Here is a 26969-nt window from a genome sequence, read left to right on the forward strand (position 1 = left end):
CAGGTTTCAAGCGATAAGCGGGCAGAACGGTAGGGCGCGGGCAATAAAAAAGGGAGGCCCTGGGGTCTTCCTTCTTTACGTCGCGCTGATCGTCGTTACAGGCTGGAGATCCGTGCGTGCTGCTCGGCCAGCTTGCCCAGGGCCTGCTCGGCCTCGGCCAGCTTGGCGCGTTCCTTCTCGATCACCTCGGCAGGGGCCTTGTCGACGAAGGAGGCGTTGGCCAGCTTGCCGCCCACACGTTGCACTTCGCCTTGCAGGCGCTGGATTTCCTTGTCCAGGCGAGCCAACTCCGCGCCTTTGTCGATCAGGCCGGCCATGGGCACCAGTACTTCCATCTCGCCGACCAGGGCAGTGGCCGACAGCGGTGCTTCATCGCCGGCGCCCAGTACGGTGATGGACTCGAGCTTGGCCAGCTTCTTGAGCAGGGCCTCGTTCTCGGCCAGGCGGCGCTGGTCTTCGGCGCTGGCGTTCTTCAGGAACAGTGCCAGGGGTTTGCCCGGGCCGATGTTCATCTCGGCACGGATGTTACGGGTGCCGAGCATCAGGCCCTTGAGCCATTCGATGTCGTCCTCGGCCGCCGGGTCGATGCGCGCCTCGACGGCCACCGGCCATGGTTGCAGCATGATGGTCTTGCCAGTACTGCCTGCCAGCGGCGCCAGGCGCTGCCAGATTTCCTCGGTGATGAACGGCATGAACGGATGGGCCAGGCGCAGGGCTACTTCCAGCACGCGGACCAGGGTCCGGCGGGTGCCGCGCTGGCGCTCGACCGGAGCGTTGTCATCCCACAGCACAGGCTTGGACAGCTCCAGGTACCAGTCGCAGTACTGGTTCCAGATGAACTCGTACAGCGCCTGGGCGGCCAGGTCGAAGCGGAACTGGTCGAGTTGGCGGGTGACTTCGGCTTCGGTGCGCTGCAACTGCGAGATGATCCAGCGATCGGCCAGGGACAGCTCGTAAGCCTCGCCGTTCTGGCCGCAGTCTTCGCCCTTGTCCAGCACGTAGCGCGCGGCGTTCCAGATCTTGTTGCAGAAGTTGCGGTAACCCTCGACGCGGCCCATGTCGAACTTGATGTCGCGACCGGTGGTGGCCAGGGAGCAGAAGGTGAAGCGCAGGGCGTCGGTGCCGTAGCTGGCGATGCCGTCGGCGAACTCGGCGCGGGTCTGCTTCTCGATGGCTTTCTGCAGCTTGGGCTGCATCAGGCCGGTGGTGCGTTTTTGCACCAGGGTCTCGAGGTCGATGCCGTCGATGATGTCCAGCGGGTCAAGGACGTTGCCCTTGGACTTGGACATCTTCTGGCCCTGGCCGTCGCGGACCAGGCCGTGCACGTAGACGGTCTTGAACGGAACCTGCGGCGTGCCGTCCTCGTTCTTCACCAGGTGCATGGTGAGCATGATCATCCGGGCGACCCAGAAGAAAATGATGTCGAAACCGGTCACCAGCACATCGGTGGGATGGAAGGTCTTGAGGAATTCGGTCTGCTCCGGCCAGCCCAGGGTGGAGAAGGTCCACAGGCCCGAACTGAACCAGGTGTCGAGGACGTCGTTGTCCTGTTGCAGGGCGATGTCCGCGCCGAGGTTGTGCTTGGCCCGTACTTCGGCCTCGCTGCGGCCGACGTAGACCTTGCCGGACTCGTCGTACCAGGCCGGGATGCGATGGCCCCACCACAGCTGGCGGCTGATGCACCAGTCCTGGATATCGCGCATCCAGGAGAAGTACATGTTTTCGTACTGCTTGGGCACGAACTGGATGCGGCCATCTTCCACGGCAGCGATGGCAGGCTCGGCCAGCGGCTTGGTGGAGACGTACCACTGGTCGGTGAGCCAGGGCTCGATGACGGTGCCGGAGCGGTCGCCCTTCGGCACTTTCAGGGCGTGGTCGTCGACGCTGACCAGCAGGCCGGCGGCGTCGAAGGCGGCGACGATCTGCTTGCGCGCCTCGAAGCGGTCCAGGCCCACGTATTCGGCCGGGATCTTGCCGTCGATGCTGTCGTTCAGGCTGCCGTCCAGGTTGAATACCTGGCAGGCCGGCAGGACGCTGGCGTTCTTGTCGAAGATGTTCAGCAGCGGCAGGTTGTGGCGCTTGCCGACTTCGTAGTCGTTGAAGTCGTGGGCCGGGGTGATCTTCACGCAGCCGGTGCCGAATTCAGGATCGCAGTAATCGTCGGCGATGATCGGGATGCGCCGGCCCACCAGGGGCAGCTCGACGAATTTGCCGATCAGGGCCTGGTAGCGCTCGTCGGCCGGGTTCACCGCGACGGCAGAGTCACCGAGCATGGTTTCCGGGCGAGTGGTGGCGACGATCAGGTAGGCGTTGCCTTCGGCGGTCTTGGCGCCGTCGGCCAGCGGGTACTTCAGGTTCCACAGGAAACCCTTCTCGTCGTGGTTTTCCACTTCGAGGTCGGAGATCGCGGTGTGCAGCTTGGTGTCCCAGTTGACCAGGCGCTTGCCGCGGTAGATCAGGCCGTCTTCATGCAGGCGCACGAAGGCTTCCTTCACCGCTTCCGAGAGGCCGTCGTCCATGGTGAAGCGCTCGCGGCTCCAGTCCACGGAAGAGCCCAGGCGGCGGATCTGGCGGCTGATGTTGCCACCGGATTGATCCTTCCACTCCCAGACCTTCTCCAGGAACTTCTCCCGGCCCAGGTCGTGGCGGTTCTGGCCCTGGGCTTCGATTTGGCGCTCCACCAGCATCTGGGTGGCGATACCGGCGTGGTCGGTACCGGGCTGCCACAGGGTATTGCGACCCTGCATGCGGCGGAAACGGATCAGGGCGTCCATGATCGCGTTGTTGAAGCCGTGGCCCATGTGCAGGCTGCCGGTGACGTTCGGCGGCGGGATCATGATGGTGTAGGAGTCGCCCGCGCCTTGCGGGGCGAAATAGTTCTCGGACTCCCAGGTCTGGTACCAGGAAGTTTCAATGGCGTGCGGCTGGTAGGTCTTATCCATGCGCGGCGGGACCCTATTGGCATTTATTCAGGAAAAGCCGGGAAGTATAGCGGAGGGGGACAGCTGCAAGCCACAAGCGGCAAGCGACAAGATGGTCCTGCCCGGCTTTGGTTCGTGGCTTATGGTTTGCCGCTGGTGGCTGCTGCGAGCAGGCGCTCCAGGCGGGCATCGAGGCGGCGCTTGATCTCGGTCTCGATGTGTGGGGCGAAGTCGTCGATCACGTCTTGCATGATCAACTGGGCGGCAGCGCGCAGTTCGCTGTCCAGGTGCAGCAGGGCGTCGGCATTGCTGTCGGCGGGCGCTGGCTTGGCGCTGGCGAGCGGTTTTGGCGTCGGCGCTGGAAGAGGTTCGGGGCTTGCGGCAGGTGCTTGGGGTTTGGCAGGTGCTGCGGGGCGAACAGGCGTCGCTGCGGGCTGCTGGTTGCCCACCATGTCGAACAGCAGGGGGATCTGGCCTTCGCCGGGGACGGTTTCGGTCAGCAGCGGCGGTTGCAGGTTCTCGTCACCGAGCAGTTGGCGGATCGACTCGAGGTCGTCCAGCAGGTGCGCGGACTTGGGTCGTGGGTTGGGAGTGTCCATCGGATGCTCAGAGTCGTTGTAAGCGGTGATCTTGCAGAGAATAGCCCTGTTCCCGGTAGAAACGGAAACTCTCGCGGGCGGCCTGACGAATAGTGGGGTCTTCCACCACTACTTCGGCAATCCGGGTAAAACGCGGGGCGAAGGTCGGGACCTTGAGGTCCAGGTTCACCAGCAGGTCGGCATGCTCGCCAGGGTCCTGGCCCAGGCCGAGGACGATCTGGCCTTCGGGCTCGCTCTCCGCGGGGCCATGGGGGACGAAGGTTTCGCCCTTGAAGCGCCACAGCCGGGCATCGAGTTCGTCGCGTTGGGCGGCATCGGTGCAATGCAGGTAGATGCGGTGGCCCATGCGCCAGGCCTTGTCGGTGAGCTTGCAGGCGAAATCCAGGCGGGCCGCCGGGTCCGCGCTGGGAAGAATATAGAAGTCGACTTTGGTCATCGGGGTTCCTGAGCCGAGGAGGGCGCGGCGCTCATGCCGGGCCCCCACGGTCATGGTTTTCAGGCCTTGGCGCGGTCCAGCAGGTATTGGGTCAGCAGGGGCACCGGACGACCGGTGGCGCCCTTGTCCTTGCCGCCGCTGGTCCAGGCGGTGCCGGCGATGTCCAGGTGGGCCCAGTTCATGTTCTTGGTGAAGCGCGACAGGAAGCAGGCCGCGGTGATGGTGCCGGCCTTCGGCCCACCGATGTTGGCGATGTCGGCGAACGGGCTGTCCAGTTGCTCCTGGTACTCGTCGAACAGCGGCAGTTGCCAGGCGCGGTCGTCGGCTTGCTGGCCGGCGCTGAGCAGTTGGCCGATCAGTTCGTCGTTGTTGCCCAGCAGGCCCGAGGTGTGGGCGCCCAGGGCTACCACGCAGGCGCCGGTCAGGGTCGCGATGTCGATCACCGCCTGGGGCTTGAAGCGTTCGGCGTAGGTCAGTGCGTCGCACAGCACCAGGCGGCCTTCGGCGTCGGTGTTGAGGATTTCCACGGTCTGGCCGCTCATGGTGGTGACGATGTCGCCAGGACGCGAGGCACCGCCGCTAGGCATGTTCTCGGCGCAGGCCAGGATGCACACCAGGTTGATCGGCAGCTTGAGTTCGAGCACTGCGCGCAGGGTGCCGAAGACGCTGGCGGCGCCGCCCATGTCGTACTTCATCTCGTCCATGCCGGCACCCGGCTTGAGGCTGATGCCGCCGGTATCGAAAGTGATGCCCTTGCCCACCAGGGCGAACGGCTTCTCGGACTTCTTGCCGCCGTTGTACTGCATGACGATCAGCCGTGGCGGCTGCTCGCTGCCCTGGCCCACGGCATAGAACGAGCCCATGCCCAGTTCCTTGATCTTCTTCTCGTCAAGGACCTCGACCTTCAGCCCCTTGAACTCCTTGCCCAGGGCCTTGGCTTGTTCGCCGAGGAAGCTTGGGTGGCAGACGTTCGGCGGCAGGTTGCCCAGATCGCGAGTGAACGCCATGCCGCTGGCGATGGCCTGGGCGTGGGTCACGGCGCGTTCCACTTCAGCCTGGGCGGCCTTGATGGTCAGCAGGGTGATCTTCTTCAGTGGACGGGCTTCGGCCTTCTGGCTCTTGTAGCGATCGAAGACGTAGCCGCCGTCCAGCAGGGTCTCGGCCAGCAGGCGGGTCTTGCCGTAGCTGTCGCGGCCCTTGACCGCCACCTCGTCCAGGGCCAGCACCGCATCGCCGCCGCCCAGGCCATTGAGGGTACCCAGCACGCCGCTGACGATCTTGCGGAACGGGCGGTCGCCCAGTTCGTCATCCTTGCCGATGCCCACCAGCAGCAGGCGCTCGGCCTTGAGCTTGGCCACGCCGTGCAGCAGCAGGCTCTGGCCGACCTTGCCGGCCAGGTCGCCGCGCTTGAGCACGGCGCTGATGGCGCCGTCGCTGAGTTCGTCGAGTTGCTTGGCGACGTTGCCGAGTTTGCGGCCTTCGCCGACGGCGACCACCAGGGTGGCGGTCTTCAACGTTTCCGGGCTAACGCTTTTTACAACCAGTTCCATGTCCGGGTCCCTGAGTGAATGGTCAAAGCGCGCGGGAAAGACTCCAGCGCGGGGCTTAGCTATATAGAAGAAGGCGTCGCGTGCTGCCGACGACAAAGCCGCCAGTTTGAACCTCGGCGCTTGCGGCTGACAACCCTCGTATGGCCCAAGTTCGCCGCTTTGCCGCGTCGGGTGAGCATCCACCGTGACAGGCGCATGCATTCACAGGATAATGCGCCATCCTTTTTCGGCGGCCCTGCATCCTGGGGCCGGCTCGATCGTTTGCTTGTTCGGCCGCCTTAGCCTGACAACCCTGGAGTGTCTGGTTTGATCGTCTTTCGTTATCTTTCCCGCGAAGTCCTGCTGACCCTCAGTGCCGTAAGCGCGGTGCTGCTGGTCATCATCATGAGCGGACGCTTCGTCAAGTTCCTCGCACAGGCTGCCTCGGGCGCCCTTGATCCGGGCTCGCTGTTCCTGATCATGGGCTTTCGCCTGCCGGGTTTCCTGCAACTGATCCTGCCCCTGGGATTGTTCCTGGGCATTCTCCTGGCCTATGGCCGGCTCTATCTCGAAAGCGAGATGACCGTGCTCTCGGCCACTGGCATGAGCCAGCAGCGCCTGCTGGGCCTGACCATGATCCCGGCGGCCCTGGTGGCATTGCTGGTGGCCTGGTTGAGCCTGAGCCTGGCTCCGCAAGGGGCCAACCAGTTCCAGTTGCTGCTGAACAAGCAGGATGCCCTGACCGAGTTCGATACCCTGGTGGCCGGGCGTTTCCAGGCCCTCAACGACGGTAGCCGGGTGACCTACACCGAGCAGCTGTCGGACGACCGCACCCAGCTGGGCGGCGTGTTCATTTCCGAGAAGCGCCTGAACCAGGAAAAGAAGGACCAGGGCATTTCCGTGCTGGTGGCCGAGAAGGGGCACCAAGACATCCGCCCCGATGGCAACCGCTACCTGATCCTGGAAAACGGCTATCGCTATGACGGCAACCCGGGCGAGGCCAACTACCGGGTGATCAAGTACGACACCTATGGCGTGTTGCTGGAGCGCCCGGATATCAGCGAGGAGGTCACTGATCGTGACGCCATGCCGACTTCCGAGCTGATCGGCAAAGACGACCTGCGAGCCCGTGCCGAGCTGCAGTGGCGCCTGTCCCTGCCGCTGCTGGTGTTCATCGTGACCCTGATGGCGGTACCGCTGTCCCGGGTCAACCCGCGCCAGGGTCGCTTCCTCAAGCTGATCCCGGCGATCCTCCTGTACATGGCCTACCTGACCATCCTGATTTCCGTGCGCGGTGCCCTGGAGAAGGGCAAGATCTCGCCGGCCCTGGGCTTGTGGTGGGTTCATGTACTGTTCCTGGCGATCGGCCTGGGACTGATGTATTGGGAACCGTTGCGTTTGAAAATGGCGAGTCGTCGCAGCATGAAGGAGATGGCTCGTGGTTAAGCTCGATCGCTACATCGGTAGCAGTGTGTTCATGGCGATTCTCGCGGTCCTGGGGATCATCCTCGGGCTGGCCTCGCTGTTCGCCTTCATCGATGAGATGGGCAGCATCAGCGATACCTACACCGTGATGGACGTGATGAGCTACGTGGTGCTCACCGCTCCGCGCCGGGTCTATGAAATGCTGCCGATGGCCGCGCTGATCGGTTGCCTGATCGGCCTTGGTGCCCTGGCCAGCAACAGTGAGCTGACCATCATGCGTGCCGCGGGCGTATCCGTCGGTCGAATCGTCTGGGCGGTGATGAAGCCGATGCTGGTACTGATGCTGGCTGGCCTGCTGGTGGGCGAGTACGTGGCGCCCGCCACCGAAACCCAGGCCCAGGCCGCTCGCGCCCTGGCCCAGGGGTCCGGCGACGCCCAGAGCTCCAAGCATGGCCTGTGGCACCGCCAGGGCGACGAGTTCATCCATATCAACGCCGTGCAGCCCAACGGCCTGTTGTATGGGGTGACTCGCTATCATTTCGACGGCCAGCGCCACATGCTGTCCTCGAGCTTCGCTCGCCAGGCTCGTTTCCACGAGAACTACTGGCAGCTGACCGAGGTCACCACCACCTATTTCCGTGAGGGACATACCGAGGTCATCAGCGTTCCCGAGGAACGCTGGGATGTGGCCTTGAGCCCGCAGTTGCTGAGCACCGTGGTGATGGCGCCGGAATCCCTGTCCATCAGCGGCCTGTGGGGCTACATCCACTACCTGGCCGATCAGGGGCTGAACAATGGTCGCTACTGGCTGGCGTTCTGGGTCAAGGTCCTGCAGCCGCTGGTGACTGCGGCCCTGGTGCTGATGGCGATTTCCTTCATCTTCGGCCCGCTGCGTTCCGTGACACTGGGGCAGCGTGTGTTCACCGGCGTGCTGGTGGGCTTCGTGTTCCGCATCGCCCAGGACCTGCTGGGGCCTTCGAGCCTGGTGTTCGGTTTCTCGCCGCTGTTCGCGGTGCTGGTTCCGGCCGGGATATGCGCGGTCGCCGGGTTCTGGCTCCTGCGCCGCGCCGGTTAACCGGCTTTTTGCCTCGTTTTGGTGCGACGCCCCGGCCAACAGGCCGGGGCGTTTTTGCATTTGCCGGACGCTGACCGGTGAGCGTGACGCTTGTGCCGAGTATCAGGTACAATTCCCGGCTATTTTTCGGCGGGCCCTGCCTGCAGCCTTTTTGAGTGTTCATCCGTGAGTGATTTGAGTCATATCCGCAATTTCTCCATCATCGCCCACATTGACCATGGCAAGTCGACCCTGGCCGATCGCTTCATCCAGATGTGCGGCGGCCTGGCCGACCGCGAAATGGAAGCCCAGGTCCTGGACTCCATGGACCTCGAGCGTGAACGCGGGATCACCATCAAGGCCCACAGCGTCACCCTTTACTACAAGGCACGCGATGGCGTGACCTACCAGCTGAACTTTATCGACACCCCGGGCCACGTGGACTTCACCTATGAAGTCAGCCGTTCCCTGGCAGCCTGCGAAGGCGCGCTGCTGGTGGTGGATGCCGGCCAGGGCGTCGAGGCCCAGTCGGTCGCCAACTGCTACACCGCCATCGAGCAGGGCCTGGAGGTCATGCCGGTACTGAACAAGATCGACCTGCCCCAGGCCGAGCCGGAGCGGGTCAAGGAAGAAATCGAGAAGATCATCGGCATCGATGCCACCGATGCCGTGACTTGCAGCGCCAAGACCGGCCTGGGCGTGGACGAAGTGCTCGAGCGCCTGGTAACCACCATCCCGGCACCGACCGGCAATATCGAAGATCCGCTGCAAGCGCTGATCATCGACTCCTGGTTCGACAACTACCTGGGCGTCGTGTCCCTGGTGCGGGTGCGCCATGGCCGGGTGAAGAAGGGCGACAAGATCCTGGTCAAATCCACCGGCAAGATCCACCTGGTGGACAGCGTCGGTGTCTTCAACCCGAAACACACCGCTACCGCGGACCTCAAGGCCGGTGAGGTGGGCTTCATCATCGCCGGCATCAAGGACATCCATGGTGCTCCGGTGGGCGATACCCTGACCCTGAGCTCCACGCCCGACGTGGAGGTGCTGCCAGGCTTCAAGCGCATCCAGCCGCAGGTCTATGCCGGCCTGTTCCCGGTCAGTTCCGACGACTTCGAGGACTTCCGCGAGGCCCTGCAGAAGCTCACCTTGAACGACTCCTCGCTGCAGTACACCCCGGAAAGCTCCGACGCCCTGGGCTTCGGTTTCCGTTGCGGGTTCCTCGGCATGCTGCACATGGAGATCATCCAGGAGCGCCTGGAGCGCGAATACGACCTGGACCTGATCACCACCGCGCCGACGGTAATCTTCGAACTGCTGCTCAAGAGCGGTGAAACCATCTACGTCGATAACCCGTCCAAGCTTCCGGACCTGTCCTCCATCGAGGACATGCGCGAGCCGATCGTGCGGGCCAATATCCTTGTGCCCCAGGAGCACCTGGGCAACGTCATAACCCTGTGCATCGAAAAGCGCGGCGTACAGCGCGACATGCTGTTCCTCGGTTCGCAGGTCCAGGTGACCTACGACCTGCCGATGAACGAGGTGGTACTGGACTTCTTCGACCGCCTGAAGTCCACCAGCCGTGGCTACGCCTCGCTGGATTACCACTTCGATCGCTATCAGTCGGCTAATCTGGTGAAGCTGGACGTGCTGATCAACGGCGACCGGGTCGATGCCCTGGCCCTGATCGTGCACCGCGACAATGCCCATTACAAAGGGCGTGCATTGACCGAGAAGATGAAAGAACTGATTCCTCGGCAGATGTTCGACGTGGCAATCCAGGCCGCCATCGGCGGTCAGATCATCGCGCGGACAACCGTCAAGGCCCTCAGAAAGAACGTACTGGCCAAATGCTATGGCGGTGACGTCAGCCGTAAGCGCAAGCTGTTGGAAAAGCAGAAGGCCGGTAAGAAACGCATGAAGCAAGTGGGTAACGTGGAGATTCCACAGGATGCCTTCCTTGCTGTGCTCAGGTTGGATAGTTAGGTCCTATGTCACTAAATTTCCCGCTGTTGCTGGTCATCGCTGTCTTCGTATGCGGTTTCCTGGCGTTGCTCGACCTGGTGTTCCTGGCTCCGCGTCGCCGCGCGGCCATCGCCAACTATCAGGGCAGCGTCAGCCAGCCGGACGGGCTGGTGGTCGAGAAGCTGAACAAGGAACCGTTGCTGGTGGAATACGGCAAGTCGTTCTTCCCGGTGCTGTTCATCGTCCTGGTGCTGCGTTCGTTCCTGGTGGAACCGTTCCAGATTCCATCGGGCTCGATGAAGCCGACCCTGGATGTGGGCGACTTCATCCTGGTGAACAAGTTCTCCTACGGCATCCGCTTGCCGGTGATCGACAAGAAGGTCATCGAGGTCGGTGATCCGCAGCGCGGCGATGTGATGGTGTTCCGCTACCCGAGCGATCCGAACGTCAACTACATCAAGCGTGTGGTCGGCCTGCCGGGCGACGAGGTGCGCTACACCAGCGACAAGCGCCTGTTCGTCAACGGCCAGCCAGTGGCGGAGCAACTGGTAGGGGCCGAGCCTGGCACCCTGGGCAGCGCGGAACTGTACAAGGAAAAACTCGGCGCCGCCGAGCACCTGATTCGCAAGGAAATGAGTCGTTACCGGGCTACCCCGGACGGTCGTTGGGTAGTTCCCGCCGGGCACTACTTCATGATGGGCGACAACCGCGACAACTCCAACGACAGTCGCTACTGGGATGACCCGAGCATTCCCAAGGACCTGCTGGGCATGGTTCCCGACAAGAATATCGTCGGCAAGGCCTTTGCAGTCTGGATGAGCTGGCCCGAACCGAAACTCAGCCACCTGCCGAATTTCTCGCGGGTTGGCCTGATCAAGTAATCACCCACGGCGCTGTTGAATACAGCGCCGAATGCTTTTCTGGCGCTTGTATAAAACCACCCATCCCCCGGGTGGTGCGTGGCCAGGGGCATGCAATCAACGATATTCAGGATGTGGATTTGAACACAGCGTTAATTGCCACCCGCACCTCGTGCGCGGCCCATCGGATGGCGAGTTTCGGTGACGAAACCAGTGTGGGTAGATCGTGAGCGTTTCTTTGAGTCGTCTCGAGCGCCAGCTCGGTTATTCCTTCAAGGACCAGGAGCTGATGCTCCTGGCCCTCACTCACCGCAGCTTTGCCGGGCGCAACAACGAGCGCCTGGAATTCCTGGGTGATGCGATCCTCAATTTCGTGGCCGGCGAGGCGCTGTTCGAGCGTTTTCCCCAGGCTCGCGAAGGCCAGCTGTCGCGTTTGCGCGCACGCCTGGTCAAAGGCGAGACCCTGGCGGTACTGGCCCGTGGTTTCGACCTGGGTGAATACCTGCGCCTGGGCTCCGGCGAATTGAAGATCGGTGGTTTTCGTCGCGAGTCGATCCTCGCCGACGCCCTGGAAGCCCTGATCGGTGCGATCTACCTGGACGCCGGCATGGAGACTGCCCGCGACCGAGTGCTGTCCTGGCTGGCCTCGGAATTCGACAGCCTGACCCTGGTGGACACCAACAAGGATCCCAAGACAAGGCTGCAGGAATTCCTCCAGTCCCGGGCCTGTGAACTGCCACGCTACGAAGTGGTGGATATCCAGGGCGAACCCCATTGCCGGACCTTCTTCGTGGAATGCGAAGTCACCCTCTTGAATGAAAAAAGCCGGGGCCAGGGCGTGAGCCGTCGCATTGCCGAACAGGTAGCGGCCGCCGCAGCACTGATTGCCCTGGGCGTGGAGAATGGCCATGACTGATTCAACTGCAACACGCTGTGGCTATGTCGCCATCGTCGGCCGCCCCAACGTGGGCAAGTCGACGCTGCTCAACCACATCCTCGGCCAGAAGCTGGCGATCACCTCGCGCAAGCCGCAGACCACTCGCCACAACATGCTCGGGATCAAGACCGAAGGTGACGTGCAGGCGATCTACGTCGACACCCCCGGCATGCACAAGAGCAACGAGAAGGCGCTGAACCGCTACATGAACAAGACGGCCTCGGCAGCCTTGAAAGACGTGGACGTGGTGATCTTCGTGGTCGACCGCACCAAGTGGACCGACGAGGACCAGCTGGTCCTGGAACGCGTCCAGTTCGTGCAGGGCCCGGTGATCCTGGCCATCAACAAGACCGACCGCATCGAGGACAAGGCCGAGCTGATGCCGCACCTGACCTGGTTGCAGGAGCAGTTGCCCAATGCCGAGATCGTCCCGGTATCGGCCCAGCAGGGGCATAACCTGGATGCCCTGGAAGGTTTGATCGCCAACCACCTGCCGGAGAACGAGCACTTCTTCCCGGAAGACCAGATCACCGATCGCAGCAGCCGTTTCCTCGCCGCCGAACTGGTACGCGAGAAGATCATGCGCCAGCTGGGCGCCGAGCTGCCGTACCAGATCACCGTGGAAATCGAAGAGTTCAAGCAACAGGGCAAGACCCTGCACATCCATGCCCTGATCCTCGTCGAGCGTGACGGCCAGAAGAAAATCATCATTGGCGACAAGGGTGAGCGGATCAAGCGCATCGGCATGGAAGCGCGCAAGGACATGGAGCTGCTGTTCGACTCCAAGGTCATGCTCAACCTCTGGGTCAAGGTCAAGGGCGGCTGGTCCGACGACGAGCGTGCCCTGCGCTCGCTGGGCTACGGCGACCTCTAAAGCCTCGTGCCGGTGAGTCGGCTCCGGCCGGGAGTCGACTCGCCAACGAACAGTTTCGATCCTCCTTTCGGACCCGGTTCCCTCTCTATTTCCTGAGACTCCTCGCAACCATGTCCAGCAACGCCCCTGTCGGCCAACTCGCCTATGTCCTGCATAGCCGTGCCTATCGCGAGAGCAGCGCCCTGGTGGACTTCCTCACGCCCCAGGGGCGCCTGCGGGCGGTATTGCGCAATGCTCGGGGCAAGGCCGGTACCCTGGCGCGACCCTTCGTGCCCCTGGAAGTGGAATTTCGTGGTCGTGGCGAGCTGAAGAATGTCGGGCGCATGGAAGGCGCCGGCGTCGCTGCCTGGCTCAATGGCGAGGCGCTGTTCAGCGGGCTTTACCTGAACGAGTTGCTGATCCGCCTGTTGCCGGCGGAAGATCCCCATCCGGCGGTGTTCGATCACTACGCCGCGACCTTGCTGGCCCTGGCCGCCGGTCGTCCCCTGGAGCCTTTGCTGCGAGCCTTCGAATGGCGCTTGCTGGACGACCTGGGCTACGGCTTCGCCCTGGACCAGGATATCCATGGCGCTCCCATCGCCGCCGACGGTCTGTACCGCCTGCAAGTGGATGCCGGCCTGGAGCAGGTGTTCCTGCTGCAGCCGGGCGTGTTCAACGGCACCGAGCTCCTGGCCATGGCCGAAGCCGACTGGAGCGCGCCCGGCGCCTTGTCGGCGGCCAAGCGCCTGATGCGCCAGGCCCTGGCTGTTCACCTGGGTGGCCGGCCACTGGTCAGTCGCGAACTGTTTCGCAAGCCCTGAGCCCGCCGCGCGCGCCGGGTCGATGCCAAGGTGCATCGGTAAATGGCAACCAACCCCGTTCTGCCCGTATGCTGTGCGCCGAATCTTCATTTATTCAGGAGCGCTTTCGTGACCACCAGCAATCGCATTCTTCTTGGCGTGAACATCGACCACGTTGCCACCCTGCGCCAGGCCCGGGGCACACGTTATCCCGACCCGGTCAAGGCTGCGCTGGATGCGGAAGAGGCGGGCGCCGACGGCATCACCGTGCACCTGCGTGAAGATCGCCGGCATATCCAGGAGCGTGATGTGCTGCTGCTCAAGGACGTGCTGCAGACCCGCATGAACTTCGAAATGGGCGTCACCGAGGAAATGATGGCCTTCGCCGAGCGCATCCGTCCGGCGCATATCTGCCTGGTGCCGGAAACCCGCCAGGAGCTGACCACCGAGGGTGGCCTGGATGTAGCGGGGCAAGAGGAGCGGATCAAGGCTGCAGTGCAGCGCCTGGCGAAAATCGGCTCCGAGGTCTCGCTGTTCATCGACGCCGACGAGCGCCAGATCGAGGCCGCCAAGCGGGTCGGCGCGCCGGCCATCGAACTGCACACCGGGCGCTACGCCGATGCCCAGACCCCGGCCGAAGTGGCGCAAGAGCTGCAACGCATTGTCGACGGCGTGGCGGTGGGCCTGGCCCAGGGCCTGATCGTCAATGCCGGCCATGGCCTGCATTACCACAACGTCGAGGCCGTGGCGGCGATCAAGGGGATCAACGAACTGAACATCGGCCATGCCCTGGTGGCCCATGCGCTGTTCGTCGGTTTCAAGGGCGCGGTCGCGGAAATGAAGGCGCTGATCCTGGCGGCGGCCAAGGGCTGATCGGGCGCTGCGGCAGGCTGCGACAAGGTCTCAAGACCTGGCGCGATCAAGCGATCGCCGCAGCCTGGCTGCTCCACTCCGTGGCTGGCAGCTTCAGAGCGGTGGGTTTTCCTCGGCCGGCTTGGCCTTGTTGACGCCCGGGACGTGCAGGTTGCCTTCGGCGACCTGGTCGCCCTCCAGCTGCGGCTGGGTCACCCAGGTGAGAATGTCGTAGTAGCGACGGATGTTGGCCACGAAGTGCACCGGCTCGCCGCCCCGGGCATAGCCATAGCGGGTCTTGCTGTACCACTGCTTCTGCGACAGGCGCGGCAGCATCTTCTTCACGTCCAGCCACTTGTTCGGATTCAGGCCTTCGCGCTTGGCCAGGGTGCGCGCGTCATCCAAGTGGCCGGTGCCGACGTTGTAGGCGGCAAGGGCGAACCAGGTGCGGTCCGGCTCCTCGATCTTGTCGTCCAGCTGGTCCCTGATGTAGGCCAGGTACTTGGCCCCGCCGCTGATGCTTTGCTTGGGGTCCAGGCGGTTGGCGACGCCCATGGCCTGGGCGGTGTTCTGGGTCAGCATCATCAGGCCGCGCACGCCGGTCTTGGAGGTCACCTCGGCCTGCCACATGGATTCCTGGTAGCCAACGGCGGCCAGCAGGCGCCAGTCCAGCTTTTGCTGCTTGGCCGAGGCCTTGAAGTGCTTTTCGTACTTGGGCAGGCGTTGCTGCAAGTGCTGGGCGAAGGTGTAGGCGCCGACATAACCGAGCACGTCCACATGGCCGTAGTAGCGGTCCTTGAGGCGTTGCAGGGTGCCGTTCTTCTCCACCTTGTCGAGGAAGGCGTTGATCTCGTTGAGCAGGCTGTTGTCGTCGCCGGCGGCCACTGCCCAGCTCTGGCTACGGGCGTCGCCGAGGTCGAAGGCGACCCGCACATTGGGGAAATACACCTGGTTCATCGCCAGTTCGTTGGAGTCCACCAGGGTCAGGTCGATCTGCCCCTCGTCGACCATGCGCAGCAGGTCCACCACTTCCACGGCGTCCGATTCTTCATACGCGATACCGGGATACTTGAGCTTGAGTTCGGCCAGTTGCTCGGCATGACTGCTGCCCTTGAGCACCATGATGTGTCTACCCACCAGGTCCTGGGCGGTGGTGGGGCGGGACTGGCCGTTGCGATAGATGACCTGCGGGGTGACTTCCAGGTACGGGTGGGAGAAGCGCACCTGCTGCTTGCGCTGCTCGCTGCCCACCAGGCCGGCGGCGGCCAGCACCGGGCCCTTGGGCTGGCCCAGCTGGCCGAACAGATCGTCGAGATTGTCGGCGGTCTCGATCTTCAGCTCGACCCCCAGATCGTCGGCGAAGCGTTTCACCAGCTCGTATTCGAAGCCGGTTTCACCATTGCGATCCTGGAAGTAGGTGGCGGGACTGTTCCGGGTGATCACCCGCAGCACGCCATCCTCCTTTACACGCTCCAGGGTGCTGGGTTTTTCAACGCAGGCACCGAGCATCAGGAAGAGTCCGGTAACGATGAGCCACTTGGCGTAGCGCGGACGTAAAGCCATAGGGGAAAACATTGGCGCAGTATACGCAAAGCACAACGGCCGCCATATCTCGACAGCGAAGGGCTTGTCTGCTAGTGGTTGGCGACCTGGACTGGAGCCCAGGTGATTGGGCCTTCGGCGGCCAATGTGACGGTTCAAATAACCCTTGGCGATAACCTCGATAAGCCTTTGTTATAGGGCGCCATGCCCGCGCCGACGCCCGGAAGCGCGGGGGATAGCGTTTCGAGTGCCGATGCTGGCGGTTTACGTTAGAATGCACGGCCTCAAAGCACACCCCCTTCCCGAGGCTGTCCCGAAGATGTTGATCCTGCGCGGCGCTCCTGCCCTTTCTGCCTTTCGCCACAGCAAACTCCTTGAGCAACTGAGCCAGAAAGTACCGGCTGTCAGTGGCTTGTATGCTGAATTCGCTCACTTCGCCGAAGTCACCGGCGTCCTGACCGGCGACGAACAGCAGGTGCTTGCGCGCCTTCTGAAGTACGGCCCCAGCGTTCCGGTACAGGAGCCGAGCGGCCGTCTGTTCCTGGTCCTGCCACGATTCGGCACCATCTCGCCCTGGTCGAGCAAGGCCAGCGACATCGCCCGCAACTGCGGCCTGGCGAAAGTCCAGCGCCTGGAACGGGGTATTGCCTTCTATGTGGCCGGCGAGTTCAGCGAGGCCGATGCCCAGCTGATCGGCGATGCGTTGCACGACCGCATGACCCAGGTCGTGGTGGCCAGCCTGGAGCAGGCCGGCGGCCTGTTCAGCCATGCCGAACCCAAGCCGTTGACCGCAGTGGACATTCTCGGTGGTGGCCGCGCCGCCCTGGAAAAGGCCAACAGCGAGCTGGGCCTGGCCCTGGCCGAAGATGAAATCGACTACTTGATGAAGGCCTTCCAGGGCCTGGCACGCAACCCCCACGACATCGAACTGATGATGTTCGCCCAGGCCAACTCCGAGCACTGCCGCCACAAGATCTTCAACGCCAGTTGGGACATCGACGGCCAGGCCCAGGAAAAGAGCCTGTTCGGCATGATCAAGAACACCTACCAGATGCACAACGAAGGTGTGCTCTCGGCCTACAAGGACAATGCCGCGGTGATCGTCGGCTCCGTCGCCGGGCGCTTCTTCCCGAACCCCGAGACCCGCCAGTACGGCGCGGTGCAGGAGCCGGTGCATATCCTGATGAAGGTCGAGACCCACAACCACCCGACCGCCATCGCCCCGTTCCCTGGCGCTTCCACCGGTTCGGGCGGCGAGATCCGCGACGAGGGCGCCACCGGCCGTGGTGCCAAGCCCAAGGCCGGTCTCACCGGTTTCACCGTTTCCAACCTGCAGATCCCCGGCTTCGAACAGCCTTGGGAAGTGCCGTACGGCAAGCCCGAGCGCATCGTCGACGCCCTGGACATCATGATCGAAGGCCCGCTGGGTGGCGCGGCGTTCAACAACGAATTCGGCCGTCCGGCCCTGACCGGCTACTTCCGGACGTTCGAGCAGTCCATCACCACCCCCCGTGGTGAAGAAGTGCGTGGCTACCACAAGCCGATCATGCTGGCGGGCGGCATGGGCAACATCCGTGACGAACACGTGCAGAAGGGCGAGATCACCGTCGGCTCCAAGCTGATCGTCCTCGGCGGCCCGGCGATGCTCATCGGCCTGGGCGGCGGCGCCGCTTCCTCCATGGCCACCGGCACCAGCTCGGCGGACCTGGACTTCGCCTCGGTACAGCGCGAGAACCCGGAAATGGAGCGCCGTTGCCAGGAGGTCATCGACCGTTGCTGGCAGCTGGGGGACAAGAACCCCATCAGCTTCATCCACGACGTCGGTGCCGGCGGCCTGTCCAACGCCTTCCCCGAGCTGGTCAACGACGGCGGCCGTGGCGGTCGCTTCGAGCTGCGCAACATTCCCAACGACGAGCCGGGCATGGCTCCGCACGAGATCTGGTCCAACGAATCCCAGGAACGTTATGTCCTGGCGGTGGGCGCCGAGGACTTCGAGCGCTTCAAGGCCATCTGCGAGCGCGAGCGCTGCCCGTTCGCGGTGGTCGGCGAAGCCACGGCCGAGCCGCAGTTGACCGTGACCGACAGCCACTTCGGCAACAGCCCGGTGGACATGCCCCTGGAAGTGCTGCTGGGCAAGGCCCCGCGCATGCACCGTTCGGCCGTTCGCGAAGCCGAGCTGGGCGACGATTTCGATCCGAGCACCCTGGATATCGCCGAGAGCATCGAGCGAGTCCTGCACCACCCGGCCGTGGCCAGCAAGAGCTTCCTGATCACCATCGGCGACCGCACCATCACCGGCCTCGTGGCCCGCGACCAGATGGTCGGCCCATGGCAGGTGCCGGTAGCCGACGTAGCGGTCACCGCCACCAGCTTCGACGTCTACACCGGTGAGGCCATGGCCATGGGCGAGCGTACTCCGCTGGCCCTGCTGGATGCCCCGGCGTCCGGACGCATGGCCATCGGCGAGACCCTGACCAACCTCGCGGCCTCGCGCATCGGCAAGATCAGCGATATCAAGCTCTCCGCCAACTGGATGTCCGCTGCCGGCCATCCGGGCGAAGACGCACGCCTGTACGACACCGTCAAGGCTGTCGGCATGGAGCTGTGCCCGGAGCTGGGCATCACCATCCCGGTGGGCAAGGACTCCATGTCCATGGCCACCCGTTGGAACGAAGAGGGCGTGGACAAGAGCGTCACCGCGCCGCTGTCGCTGATCGTCACCGGCTTCGCCCCGGTCACCGACATCCGCCAGACCCTGACCCCGCAACTGCGCATGGACAAGGGCACCACCGACCTGGTCCTGATCGACCTGGGTCGCGGCCAGAACCGCATGGGCGCCTCGATCCTCGCCCAGACCCACGGCAAGATCGGCAAGCAGGCTCCGGACGTCGATGACGCCGAAGACCTGAAGGCCTTCTTCGCGGTGATCCAGGGCCTCAATGCCGACGGTCACCTGCTGGCCTACCATGACCGTTCCGACGGCGGCCTGCTGACCAGCGCCGTGGAAATGGCCTTCGCCGGCCACTGCGGCCTGAACCTGAACCTGGATGCGCTGGCTGCCAGCGCGGCCGATATCCCGGCCATCCTGTTCAACGAGGAATTGGGTGCGCTGATCCAGGTTCGCCAGGACGCCACTCCGAGCGTGCTCGCGCAGTTCAGCGCCGCTGGCCTGGGCGACTGCGTGGCGGTGATCGGCCAGCCGGTCAACAACGGTCACATCAACATCACCTTCAATGGCCAGAACGTGTTCGCCGGCGAGCGCCGCCTGCTGCAGCGCCAGTGGGCCGAGACCAGCTACCAGATCCAGCGCCTGCGCGACAACGCCGACTGCGCCGAGCAGGAGTTCGATGTGGTGCTGGAGGAAGACAACCCGGGCCTGAGCGTCAAGCTGAGCTTCGACGTCAACCAGGACGTCGCCGCGCCTTACATCAAGAAGGGCGTACGGCCCCAGGTGGCGGTCCTGCGCGAGCAGGGCGTCAATGGCCAGGTGGAAATGGCCGCGGCGTTCGACCGCGCCGGCTTCAACGCCATCGACGTGCACATGAGCGATATCCTCGCCGGTCGCGTCGACCTCAACGAGTTCAAGGGCATGGTCGCCTGCGGCGGCTTCTCCTACGGTGACGTACTGGGCGCCGGCGAAGGCTGGGCCAAGTCGGCGCTGTTCAACAGCCGCGCCCGCGATGCGTTCCAGGGCTTCTTCGAGCGCAACGACACCTTCACCCTCGGTGTGTGCAACGGTTGCCAGATGATGTCCAACCTGCACGAGCTGGTCCCGGGCAGCGAGTTCTGGCCGCACTTCGTGCGCAACCGCTCCGAGCAGTTCGAAGGCCGCGTGGCGATGGTCCAGGTGCAGGAGTCGAACTCGATCTTCCTGCAGGGCATGGCTGGTTCGCGGATGCCGATCGCCATCGCCCACGGCGAAGGCCATGCCGAGTTCGAAAGCGAGGAAGCGCTGCTGGAAGCCGACCTGTCCGGTTGCGTGGCCCTGCGCTTCGTCGACAACCACGGCAAGGTCACCGAGCGCTACCCGGCCAACCCCAACGGTTCGCCACGCGGGATCACCGGCCTCACCAGCCGCGACGGTCGCGTCACCATCATGATGCCGCACCCCGAGCGGGTGTTCCGTGCCGTGCAGAACTCCTGGCGTCCTGACGACTGGAACGAGGATGCGGGCTGGATGCGCATGTTCCGCAACGCTCGCGTCTGGGTGAACTGAGGCGATGTACAAGCTCAGCTTCTTCGTGCCTCCCAGCCATGTGGAGCAGGTCAAGAGTGCCGTGTTCGCCGCAGGTGGCGGACGCATCGGCGCCTACGACCAGTGCGCCTGGCAGGTGCTCGGCCAGGGCCAGTTCCGCCCCTTGGACGGCAGCCAGCCGTTCCTCGGGCAGGCCGGCCTGGTGGAGCGGGTGGAGGAATGGAAAGTCGAGCTGGTGGTGGCCGATGAACTGATCCGCGACGTGGTGATGGCGCTCAAGCAGAGCCATCCCTACGAGACGCCGGCCTACGAGGTCTGGCGTCTGGAAGCGTTCTGAGGTTATCCACAAGTAGAAAGCCCGCTGGACCGGAAACGGCCAGCGGGCTTTTTTATTGGCGCGCGGTTTCGTTCCTCAGGCGCTGGCACTGGCCTCGTGCTGCATCAGCACCTGGAGGGCGGCTTGCAGGCCGGCGGCCTTCTCGCCGATCAACACATGCCAGATGTCGCCTTCCAAGCGCCTTGTGCCCTGGCAGCCGAGGTTGCGTAGCGCCACTTCCGACAAACCACGGCTGTCGCCCAGATGCACCCGCAGCCGGGTCAGGGCTACGCAGTCCAGTTGCAGCAGGTTGTCGCGACCGCCCAGGGCGGTGAGCCATTGCTGGGCTTCCTGGGTGGGAACCGCGATCGATACCGGGGCCGGCGTCTGCGGCAGCGGCTCGAGAGTGCTGCGCGAGGCCGGCAGGGCCAGGCGGATTTCATCGGCGAGGCTATCGGCGGTCGGGCCGACCACCACTTGCAGGCTGCCGCCCTTGCCGGGGCGTACCACGGCCATGGCGCCCAGGGCCTTGAGGTCGGCGTCGCGGGCCAGGTCGCGGTCGGCCAGTTCCAGGCGCAGGCGGGTGGTGCAGGCGCCCACGGTGATCAGGTTCGCGGCGCCGCCCAGGGCCTTGATGTAGGCCATGGCGCGCTGATCGCTGGCCAGCTCGCTCTTGTTGGCGGCGGGGATGTCCTCGCGACCCGGGGTCTTGAGGTTGAAGCGGCGAATGCAGAAATCGAACACCAGATAGTAGATCACCGCATACAGCAGGCCCACCGGCAACACCTTCCAGCCGTTGGTGGAGCGACCCCAGCCCAGGGCCATGTCGATGGCGCCACCGGAGAAGGTGAAGCCCAAGTGGATATCCAGCAGGTTGGTCAGGGCCATGGACATCCCGGTGAGCAGCGCATGCACCAGGTACAGCAGCGGCGCCAGGAACATGAAGGCGAACTCGATGGGTTCGGTGACCCCGGTGAGGAACGAGGTCAGGGCCATCGACAGGAAGATCCCGCCCATCACCTTGCGCCGCTCCGGCAGGGCATTGCGGTACATGGCCAGGCAGGCGGCGGGTAGGCCGAACAGCATCATCGGGAACATCCCGGTCATGAACTGGCCGCCGTTGGGGTCGCCGGCGAAATAGCGGGTCAGGTCGCCGGTGACCACGGCGCCGGTGTTCGGGTCGGTGAAGCTGCCGAAGATGAACCAGGCCATGTTGTTGAGGATGTGGTGCAGGCCAGTGACGATCAGCAGGCGGTTGAACACGCCGAAGACGAAGGCGCCGAAGCTGCCGCTTTCCAGCAGCAGTTGACCGAAGCTGTTGATGCCATGCTGGATCGGCGGCCAGATCAGGCCGAACACCACCCCCAGGCCCACGGCGGTGAAGCCGGTGACGATGGGCACGAAGCGCCGGCCACCGAAGAACGCCAGGTATTCCGGCAGCTTGATGTCCTTGAAGCGGTTGTACAGCGCGCCGGCCGTCAGCCCGCTGATGATCCCGGCGAGCATGCCCATGTTGATGCTGGCGTCCAGCACCTTGAGGGTCGAGATCATCACCAGGTAACCGATAGCTCCGGCCAGGCCGGCGGTACCGTTGTTGTCCTTGGCGAAACCCACGGCGATACCGATGGCGAAGATCAACGCCAGGTTGCCGAAGATCGACTGGCCGGCATCGTGGATGATGGCGATGTCCAGCAGGTCGGTGTCGCCCAGGCGCAGCAACAGGCCGGCGATGGGCAGGATGGCGATGGGCAGCATCAGCGCCCGGCCGAGGCGCTGCAGGCCCTCGATGAAATACTGGTACATGGCGTCTCTCCTGGATTCTTATGGTTGTTGTAGAGGCCAATGCTCGGCGCAGGCCTGGCGGACTGCGGCGGCGCCGGGCAGGTCGAGCAGGGTCTGGCTCAGATGACGGCATTGGCCGGCATCCAGCTGGCGGACCCGGTCCTTGAGTTCGCCGACCTGGGGCGGGCTGACCGACAGTTCGCCGACGCCCAGGCCGATCAGCACCGGGGTGGCCAGCGGGTCGGAGGCCAGGGCGCCGCAAACCCCGACCCAGCGGCCATGGCGCCTGGCGCCGGCGCAGGTCTGGGCGATCAGCCGCAGCAGCGCCGGATGCAGGGCGTCGACCCGGGCGGCCAGCCCGGCATGGTCGCGGTCCATGGCCAGGGTGTACTGGGACAGGTCATTGGTGCCGATGGACAGGAAATCGGCATGCTCGGCCAGTTGCTCGGCCATCAAGGCCGCCGCCGGGACTTCGATCATCACCCCCAGTTCAGGACGCTGGGCGACCCCCAGTTCGCTGGCCAGGACATCCAGGCGCTGGCGGATATACAGCAGTTCGGTCACCTCGGTGACCATCGGCAGCATGATCCGGCAACGCTCCAGCGGCGCCACCTGGAGCAGGGCGCGCAGTTGCTGGTCCAGCAGTTCGGGGCGGGCCTGGGCCAGGCGGATGCCGCGCAGGCCCAGCACCGGGTTGGCCTCGGCCGGCAGTGGCAGGTAGTCCAGTTGCTTGTCGCCGCCGACATCGATGGTGCGGATGATCACCGGTTTGTCGCCCATGGCATCCAGCACGTCCTGGTAGGCCTGGCGCTGTTCCGCCTGGCCCGGTGCGTGCTGGCGGTCGACGAACAGGAACTCGGTGCGCAGCAGGCCGATGCCGTCGGCACCGCCCAGGTGGGCGTCCCGGGCCTCGTCGCTGGAGGCCACGTTGGCCGCCACCTCGATCAGCAGGCCGTCCCGGGTCAGGGCCGGCTCCGTGGCCTGTTGTTGCTGCAAGGCGCGGCGCTGCAAGCGAGCCCCATAGGCCGCTTGTACCTGCTGCAGGCGTTGTGGATCGGGTGCCAGCTCCAGGCGCCCGCCGTCGGCATCCAGCACCACCTGGCGACCACTGTCCAGGTGCAGGACTTCCTGGCCCAGGGCCACCAGGCACGGCAAGCCCTTGCCCCGGGCCAGGATCGCCACGTGGGAGGTCGCGCCGCCGGCGGCCATGCATAGGCCAGCCACGCCCTGGGCGCTCAATTGCAGCAGGTCCGAGGGGGTCAGTTCTTCGGCGGCGACCAGGGCCCCGGGCGGCAGGTCGTAGTGCCAGGTTTCACCCAGCAAGGCCCGCAGCACCCGCTGTTGCAGGTCGCGCAGGTCGTTGGCGCGCTCAGCCAGCAAGGGATTGTCCAGGTGTTGCAATACCTGGCACTGCTCGGCGATCGCCGCGCTCCAGGCGTGGGTGGCGGCCCGGCCCTGGCCGATGGCGGCGTGGGCGGCGTCCAGCAGGGTCGGGTCTTCCAGCAGGGCCAGGTGGGCGTTGAAAATGTCCTGTTCTTCCTGGTTGCGGCGCTGGCGGGCCTGGTCCAGGGTCTGGTGGATGTCGGCGCGGACCTGGTCCAGGGCTTTCTCCAAGGCCTGGCGCTGTTCATCGGGCTGGTGCTGGCCAAGGTCCTCCGGCAATTGCATGGCCTCAAGCCGCAGCAGTGGGCCGGCGATCAGCCCTGGCGCGGCACAGACCCCATGCAATACGCCGTCTTCGGCGGGGCGCCGGATGCTGGGCGCGACCACGGCGGGCGCCGGGTGGGCGTCGCTCTCCAGCGCCGTGCCCAGGGTCTTGAGCAGCGCTTGCAAGGCGGCCTGGCAATCGGCGCCCTGGCAACTGACCAGCACTTCATCCTGTTCGCCGATACCCAGGCCCATCAGGGCCACCAGGCTGGTGCAGGGGGCGCTCTTGTCCTTGAAACTCAAGCGCGCTTGGCTGGCGAAGCCGGCGGCGCATTGGCGGACCAGGGCCGCGGGGCGCGCATGCAGGCCGCCGCGATGGGCAACCCGGACCCGGGCGCTGGCCTGTTCCGCCGAGCCCGGGACGGCGGATGAGGATGCTGGGGCCTGGCTGCGTCGAGTGATATGCAACAGCGGTTCGCCGATCTTCACGGCGCCCAGGTTCAGCGGACGCTGCTCGAAATCCTCGCTATTGGTCAGGATCAGCAGGCTGATCAGGCTCCGACAGTGCTGCGCGACATAGTCCAGGTCGAAGCGCAGCAGAGGCTGGCCGGCGCTGACGCGCTGGCCTTCCTGAACCAGCAGCTCGAAGCCTTTACCCTTGAGCTCGACGGTATCCAGACCCAGGTGCAGCAGCACTTCGGCGCCGTTGTCGGCGCGCAGGGTCACGGCGTGGCCGGTGCGTGCGACCTGGATCACCTGGCCGGCGCAGGGGGCGTGCAGGGTGTCGTTGAGCGGATCGATGGCGATCCCGTCGCCCATGGCGCCGGTGGCGAACACCGGGTCGGGAACCTTGCGTAGCGGCAAGACGGGCCCGCTTAGCGGGGCACCGAGCGTCAGGTCGTTATTGTTGTTGTGCATGGCGCGGTACTCATCCATCAGGGGGCTTAGTGCGTACGGGTCACTTTGCTCAGGTGCCGTGGCTGGTCGGGGTCCATGCGGCGGGCCTCGGCCAGGCCGGCGGCCATGACGTAGAAGCTCTGGATCGCCAGGACCGGGTCCAGCGCCGGGTGTTCGGCCAGGCACAAGGGCAGGTCCCGCTCCTGGATATCGTCGGGGGCGGCCAGCAGTACCTTGGCGCCACGCTGGCGCATGTCGGCGGCCAGGCTCAGCAGGCCGCCCTGTTCCGCGCCCCGTGGAGCGAATACCAACAGGGGGTAGTCGTGCTCGATCAGGGCCATCGGGCCATGGCGCACCTCGGCGCTGCTGAAGGCTTCGGCCTGGATCGCCGAGGTTTCCTTGAGCTTGAGCGCGGCTTCCTGGGCGATGGCGAAGCCCGCGCCACGGCCGATCACCATCAAGCGCTGGCAATTGCGCAGGGCTTCGATGGCCGGGCTCCAATCCTCGGTGGCGGCTTGCTCGAGCCCCTCGGACAGGGCCAGGCCGGCTTCGAGCAGGTGCGCGTCCTCGTTCCAGTGGCCGATCAGCCGCGCGCTGGCGCTGAGGGTAGCGATGAAGCTCTTGGTGGCGGCCACGCTCTGCTCGGGCCCGGCGTACAGCGGCAGGGAAAACTCACTGGCCGCTTCCAGCGGGCTGTTCGGGGCGTTGACCAGGCCGACAGTGAGGGCGCCGCGCTTGCGCAGCAGGCGCACGCTGTTCACCAGGTCCGGGCTCTGGCCCGACTGCGAGAAGGCGAAGACCGCCTGGCCGCTGACCTTTAGTGGCGCTTGTTGCATGGTCACCACCGACATCGGCAGGGAAGCCACCGGGATGCCCACATGCTGCATGGTCAGGTAGGCGAAGTAGCTGGCGGCATGGTCGGAGCTGCCCCGGGCCACTGTCATCGCCACTTGCGGCGGTTGGCGTCGCAGGCGACCGGCCACCTCCATCAGCGCCGGCTCCAGGTGCTGCAACTGGTTGCTCACGGCGGTGTGCGAGGACAGCGCCTCTTCAAGCATCTTGGAAGTCAAGCTCTTCTCCTTCGACCGTGACGGCGGTCAGGTTGAGTGCGCGGTCCAGGCGCACGCTGTCGGCCCAGCTGCCAGGTTGCAGGCGGCCGCGTTCGGGGAGGCCGAGGTAGTCGGCGGGAAACTGCGACAGGCGCTGCGAGGCTTCGGCCAGGGGCAGGCCGATCTTCACCAGGTTGCGCAGGGCCTGGTCCATGGTCAGGGTACTGCCGGCCAGGGTGCCGTCCGGCAGGCGCACGCCGCCCAGGCACTTGGTCACGGTGTGGCTGCCCAGCTTGTACTCGCCGTCGGGCATGCCGGCGGCGGCGGTGGAGTCGGTGACGCAGTACAGGCACGGGATAGAGCGCAGGGCCACGCGCATCGCCCCGGGGTGCACGTGCAAGAGGTCGGGGATCAGCTCGGCGTACTGGGCATGGGCCAGGGCCGCGCCGACGATGCCCGGCTCACGGTGATGCAGCGGGCTCATGGCGTTGTACAGGTGGGTGAAGCTGGTGGCGCCGGCGGCCATGGCGGCCACGCCCTCTTCATAGCTGCCCAGGGTATGGCCGATCTGCATGCGGATCCCGCGTTCGCTCAAGGCCCGGATCAGTGCGTTGTGGCCGGCGATCTCCGGGGCGATGGTGATCACCCGGATCGGCGCCAGTTCCAGGTATTGCTCGATTTCCTCCAGCAACGCGGTATGGGCGAAGTTGGGCTGGGCGCCGAGCTTGCCGGGGTTGATATAGGGGCCTTCCAGGTGCACGCCCAGGACCCGGGCGGAGCCGGCGGGGCGCTGCCGGGCGTAATGGCCCAGTTGCCCCAGTACCTGGCGGATTTCCGCGCTGGGCGCGGTCATGGTGGTGGCCAGCAGCGAGGTGGTGCCGAAGCGCAGGTGGGTGCGGGCGATGGTCTCGAAGGCCGCGCTGCCCTGCATGATGTCCTTGCCGCCGCCACCGTGTACATGCAGGTCGATGAAGCCGGGCAGCAGATAGGGCAGGTCGTTGTCGGCCGGGTCGCAGGGGCTGCCATCGATGGCGGTCACCTGGCCTTGGCGATGGACCAGGTGGCCGCGGATCCAGCCCTGGGGCGTGAGTATGTTGGCTTCGGACATGGGCGTTTCTCGGCCTCCTGAAATCGGGCTCAGCGTCGCAATTCAGCGACGAAGTCGTAGTAGTCGTTGCGGCAGTAGGTATCGGTGACTTCGATCGGCGTGTTGTCTTCCAGGTAGCCGACCCGGGTCATCAGCAGCATGGCGGTGCCGGGGGCGATGCCCACCAGGGCGGCGAACTCGTCCGAGGCGTTGATCGCCTGGA

General features: G+C 64.9%; 20 protein-coding genes. 10 read left to right on the forward strand and 10 right to left on the reverse strand.

Features of this window, described 5'->3' with window-relative positions; genetic code table 11:
• Positions 1–95: 95 nt before the first annotated feature.
• The 4 genes from ACK6AU_RS24080 to ACK6AU_RS24095 all read right to left on the reverse strand — a co-directional run bounded on the left by ACK6AU_RS24080 (position 96) and on the right by ACK6AU_RS24095 (position 5506).
• Positions 96–2942 carry a valine--tRNA ligase gene (locus ACK6AU_RS24080; protein WP_409301833.1) on the reverse strand — a complete coding sequence of 949 codons (2847 nt, stop codon included), beginning with the start codon at positions 2940–2942 and terminating at the stop codon, positions 96–98.
• A gap of 119 nt (positions 2943–3061) precedes the next feature.
• Entirely contained in the window at positions 3062–3520 is a 459-nt protein-coding gene (locus ACK6AU_RS24085; RefSeq protein WP_185699980.1) for a DNA polymerase III subunit chi, read from the reverse strand.
• Positions 3521–3527: 7 nt separating this feature from the next.
• Positions 3528–3956: a DNA polymerase III subunit chi gene (locus tag ACK6AU_RS24090; protein WP_185699981.1), complete on the reverse strand. Its 429-nt coding sequence runs from the start codon at positions 3954–3956 to the stop codon at positions 3528–3530.
• 59 nt (positions 3957–4015) lie between these two features.
• The gene (locus ACK6AU_RS24095) at positions 4016–5506 is read right to left on the reverse strand and encodes a leucyl aminopeptidase (RefSeq protein WP_185699982.1); all 1491 of its coding nucleotides are present in this window, start codon (positions 5504–5506) and stop codon (positions 4016–4018) included.
• 306 nt (positions 5507–5812) lie between these two features.
• Between ACK6AU_RS24095 and lptF the strand changes: the two genes are divergently transcribed.
• The 8 genes from lptF to pdxJ all read left to right on the forward strand — a co-directional run bounded on the left by lptF (position 5813) and on the right by pdxJ (position 14252).
• On the forward strand, positions 5813–6931 hold the full coding sequence (gene lptF, locus ACK6AU_RS24100; protein WP_185699983.1) for an LPS export ABC transporter permease LptF: 1119 nt from the start codon (positions 5813–5815) through the stop codon (positions 6929–6931).
• Positions 6924–7985 carry an LPS export ABC transporter permease LptG gene (gene lptG, locus ACK6AU_RS24105; protein WP_185699984.1) on the forward strand — a complete coding sequence of 354 codons (1062 nt, stop codon included), beginning with the start codon at positions 6924–6926 and terminating at the stop codon, positions 7983–7985. The genes lptF and lptG overlap by 8 nt, the downstream gene beginning before the upstream one ends.
• Before the next feature lie 165 nt (positions 7986–8150).
• Positions 8151–9950, forward strand: coding sequence for a translation elongation factor 4 (gene lepA, locus ACK6AU_RS24110; protein WP_185699985.1), 1800 nt, complete (start codon positions 8151–8153; stop codon positions 9948–9950).
• A 5-nt stretch (positions 9951–9955) separates the two neighbouring features.
• Positions 9956–10810, forward strand: coding sequence for a signal peptidase I (lepB, locus tag ACK6AU_RS24115; protein WP_185699986.1), 855 nt, complete (start codon positions 9956–9958; stop codon positions 10808–10810).
• 205 nt (positions 10811–11015) lie between these two features.
• On the forward strand, positions 11016–11705 hold the full coding sequence (gene rnc / locus ACK6AU_RS24120) for a ribonuclease III (RefSeq protein WP_409301838.1): 690 nt from the start codon (positions 11016–11018) through the stop codon (positions 11703–11705).
• On the forward strand, positions 11698–12600 hold the full coding sequence (gene era / locus ACK6AU_RS24125; RefSeq protein ID WP_409301840.1) for a GTPase Era: 903 nt from the start codon (positions 11698–11700) through the stop codon (positions 12598–12600). The genes rnc and era overlap by 8 nt, the downstream gene beginning before the upstream one ends.
• Before the next feature lie 110 nt (positions 12601–12710).
• Positions 12711–13400, forward strand: a complete 690-nt coding sequence (recO, locus tag ACK6AU_RS24130; RefSeq protein ID WP_185699988.1) for a DNA repair protein RecO — start codon at positions 12711–12713, stop codon at positions 13398–13400.
• 108 nt (positions 13401–13508) lie between these two features.
• Positions 13509–14252 carry a pyridoxine 5'-phosphate synthase gene (pdxJ, locus tag ACK6AU_RS24135; RefSeq protein ID WP_185699989.1) on the forward strand — a complete coding sequence of 248 codons (744 nt, stop codon included), beginning with the start codon at positions 13509–13511 and terminating at the stop codon, positions 14250–14252.
• A gap of 93 nt (positions 14253–14345) precedes the next feature.
• Here the strand turns inward: pdxJ and mltF are convergent, their stop codons facing one another.
• The gene (mltF, locus tag ACK6AU_RS24140) at positions 14346–15806 is read right to left on the reverse strand and encodes a membrane-bound lytic murein transglycosylase MltF (protein ID WP_185699990.1); all 1461 of its coding nucleotides are present in this window, start codon (positions 15804–15806) and stop codon (positions 14346–14348) included.
• A gap of 286 nt (positions 15807–16092) precedes the next feature.
• Between mltF and purL the strand changes: the two genes are divergently transcribed.
• Both purL and ACK6AU_RS24150 read left to right on the forward strand, forming a co-directional pair.
• Complete coding sequence (gene purL, locus ACK6AU_RS24145) at positions 16093–19989, forward strand: phosphoribosylformylglycinamidine synthase (protein ID WP_409301843.1); 3897 nt, start codon at positions 16093–16095, stop codon at positions 19987–19989.
• Between the two features lie 4 nt (positions 19990–19993).
• Entirely contained in the window at positions 19994–20305 is a 312-nt protein-coding gene (locus ACK6AU_RS24150; protein ID WP_409301845.1) for an NGG1p interacting factor NIF3, read from the forward strand.
• Between the two features lie 75 nt (positions 20306–20380).
• Here the strand turns inward: ACK6AU_RS24150 and nagE are convergent, their stop codons facing one another.
• From nagE to ACK6AU_RS24175, 5 genes are all read right to left on the reverse strand, one after another.
• Entirely contained in the window at positions 20381–22087 is a 1707-nt protein-coding gene (nagE, locus tag ACK6AU_RS24155; protein WP_409301847.1) for an N-acetylglucosamine-specific PTS transporter subunit IIBC, read from the reverse strand.
• Positions 22088–22105: 18 nt separating this feature from the next.
• Entirely contained in the window at positions 22106–24631 is a 2526-nt protein-coding gene (gene ptsP, locus ACK6AU_RS24160; protein ID WP_409301849.1) for a phosphoenolpyruvate--protein phosphotransferase, read from the reverse strand.
• Positions 24632–24657: 26 nt separating this feature from the next.
• On the reverse strand, positions 24658–25680 hold the full coding sequence (locus ACK6AU_RS24165) for an SIS domain-containing protein (RefSeq protein ID WP_185699995.1): 1023 nt from the start codon (positions 25678–25680) through the stop codon (positions 24658–24660).
• Positions 25661–26767 (reverse strand): N-acetylglucosamine-6-phosphate deacetylase, encoded by a 1107-nt coding sequence (gene nagA / locus ACK6AU_RS24170; protein WP_185699996.1) that lies wholly within the window; start codon positions 26765–26767, stop codon positions 25661–25663. Before nagA ends, ACK6AU_RS24165 begins: the two co-directional genes overlap by 20 nt.
• A gap of 29 nt (positions 26768–26796) precedes the next feature.
• The coding region (locus tag ACK6AU_RS24175; RefSeq protein WP_409301852.1) for a UTRA domain-containing protein at positions 26797–26969 on the reverse strand (173 nt) is incomplete at its 5' end.

The sequence above is a fragment of the Pseudomonas sp. KCJK8993 genome (genome assembly GCF_046230915.1).
Classification (GTDB): Bacteria; Pseudomonadota; Gammaproteobacteria; order Pseudomonadales; family Pseudomonadaceae; genus Aquipseudomonas; species Aquipseudomonas piscis.

Coding starts and splice junctions, on each gene's coding strand:
- ACK6AU_RS24080 (WP_409301833.1), bottom strand. CDS start 2,942: ATGGATAAGACCTACCAGCCGCACGCCATTGAAACTTCCTGGTACCAG.
- ACK6AU_RS24085 (WP_185699980.1), bottom strand. CDS start 3,520: ATGGACACTCCCAACCCACGACCCAAGTCCGCGCACCTGCTGGACGAC.
- ACK6AU_RS24090 (WP_185699981.1), bottom strand. CDS start 3,956: ATGACCAAAGTCGACTTCTATATTCTTCCCAGCGCGGACCCGGCGGCC.
- ACK6AU_RS24095 (WP_185699982.1), bottom strand. CDS start 5,506: ATGGAACTGGTTGTAAAAAGCGTTAGCCCGGAAACGTTGAAGACCGCC.
- lepB (WP_185699986.1), top strand. CDS start 9,956: ATGTCACTAAATTTCCCGCTGTTGCTGGTCATCGCTGTCTTCGTATGC.
- era (WP_409301840.1), top strand. CDS start 11,698: ATGACTGATTCAACTGCAACACGCTGTGGCTATGTCGCCATCGTCGGC.
- recO (WP_185699988.1), top strand. CDS start 12,711: ATGTCCAGCAACGCCCCTGTCGGCCAACTCGCCTATGTCCTGCATAGC.
- mltF (WP_185699990.1), bottom strand. CDS start 15,806: ATGTTTTCCCCTATGGCTTTACGTCCGCGCTACGCCAAGTGGCTCATC.
- purL (WP_409301843.1), top strand. CDS start 16,093: ATGTTGATCCTGCGCGGCGCTCCTGCCCTTTCTGCCTTTCGCCACAGC.
- ACK6AU_RS24150 (WP_409301845.1), top strand. CDS start 19,994: ATGTACAAGCTCAGCTTCTTCGTGCCTCCCAGCCATGTGGAGCAGGTC.
- nagE (WP_409301847.1), bottom strand. CDS start 22,087: ATGTACCAGTATTTCATCGAGGGCCTGCAGCGCCTCGGCCGGGCGCTG.
- ptsP (WP_409301849.1), bottom strand. CDS start 24,631: ATGCACAACAACAATAACGACCTGACGCTCGGTGCCCCGCTAAGCGGG.
- nagA (WP_185699996.1), bottom strand. CDS start 26,767: ATGTCCGAAGCCAACATACTCACGCCCCAGGGCTGGATCCGCGGCCAC.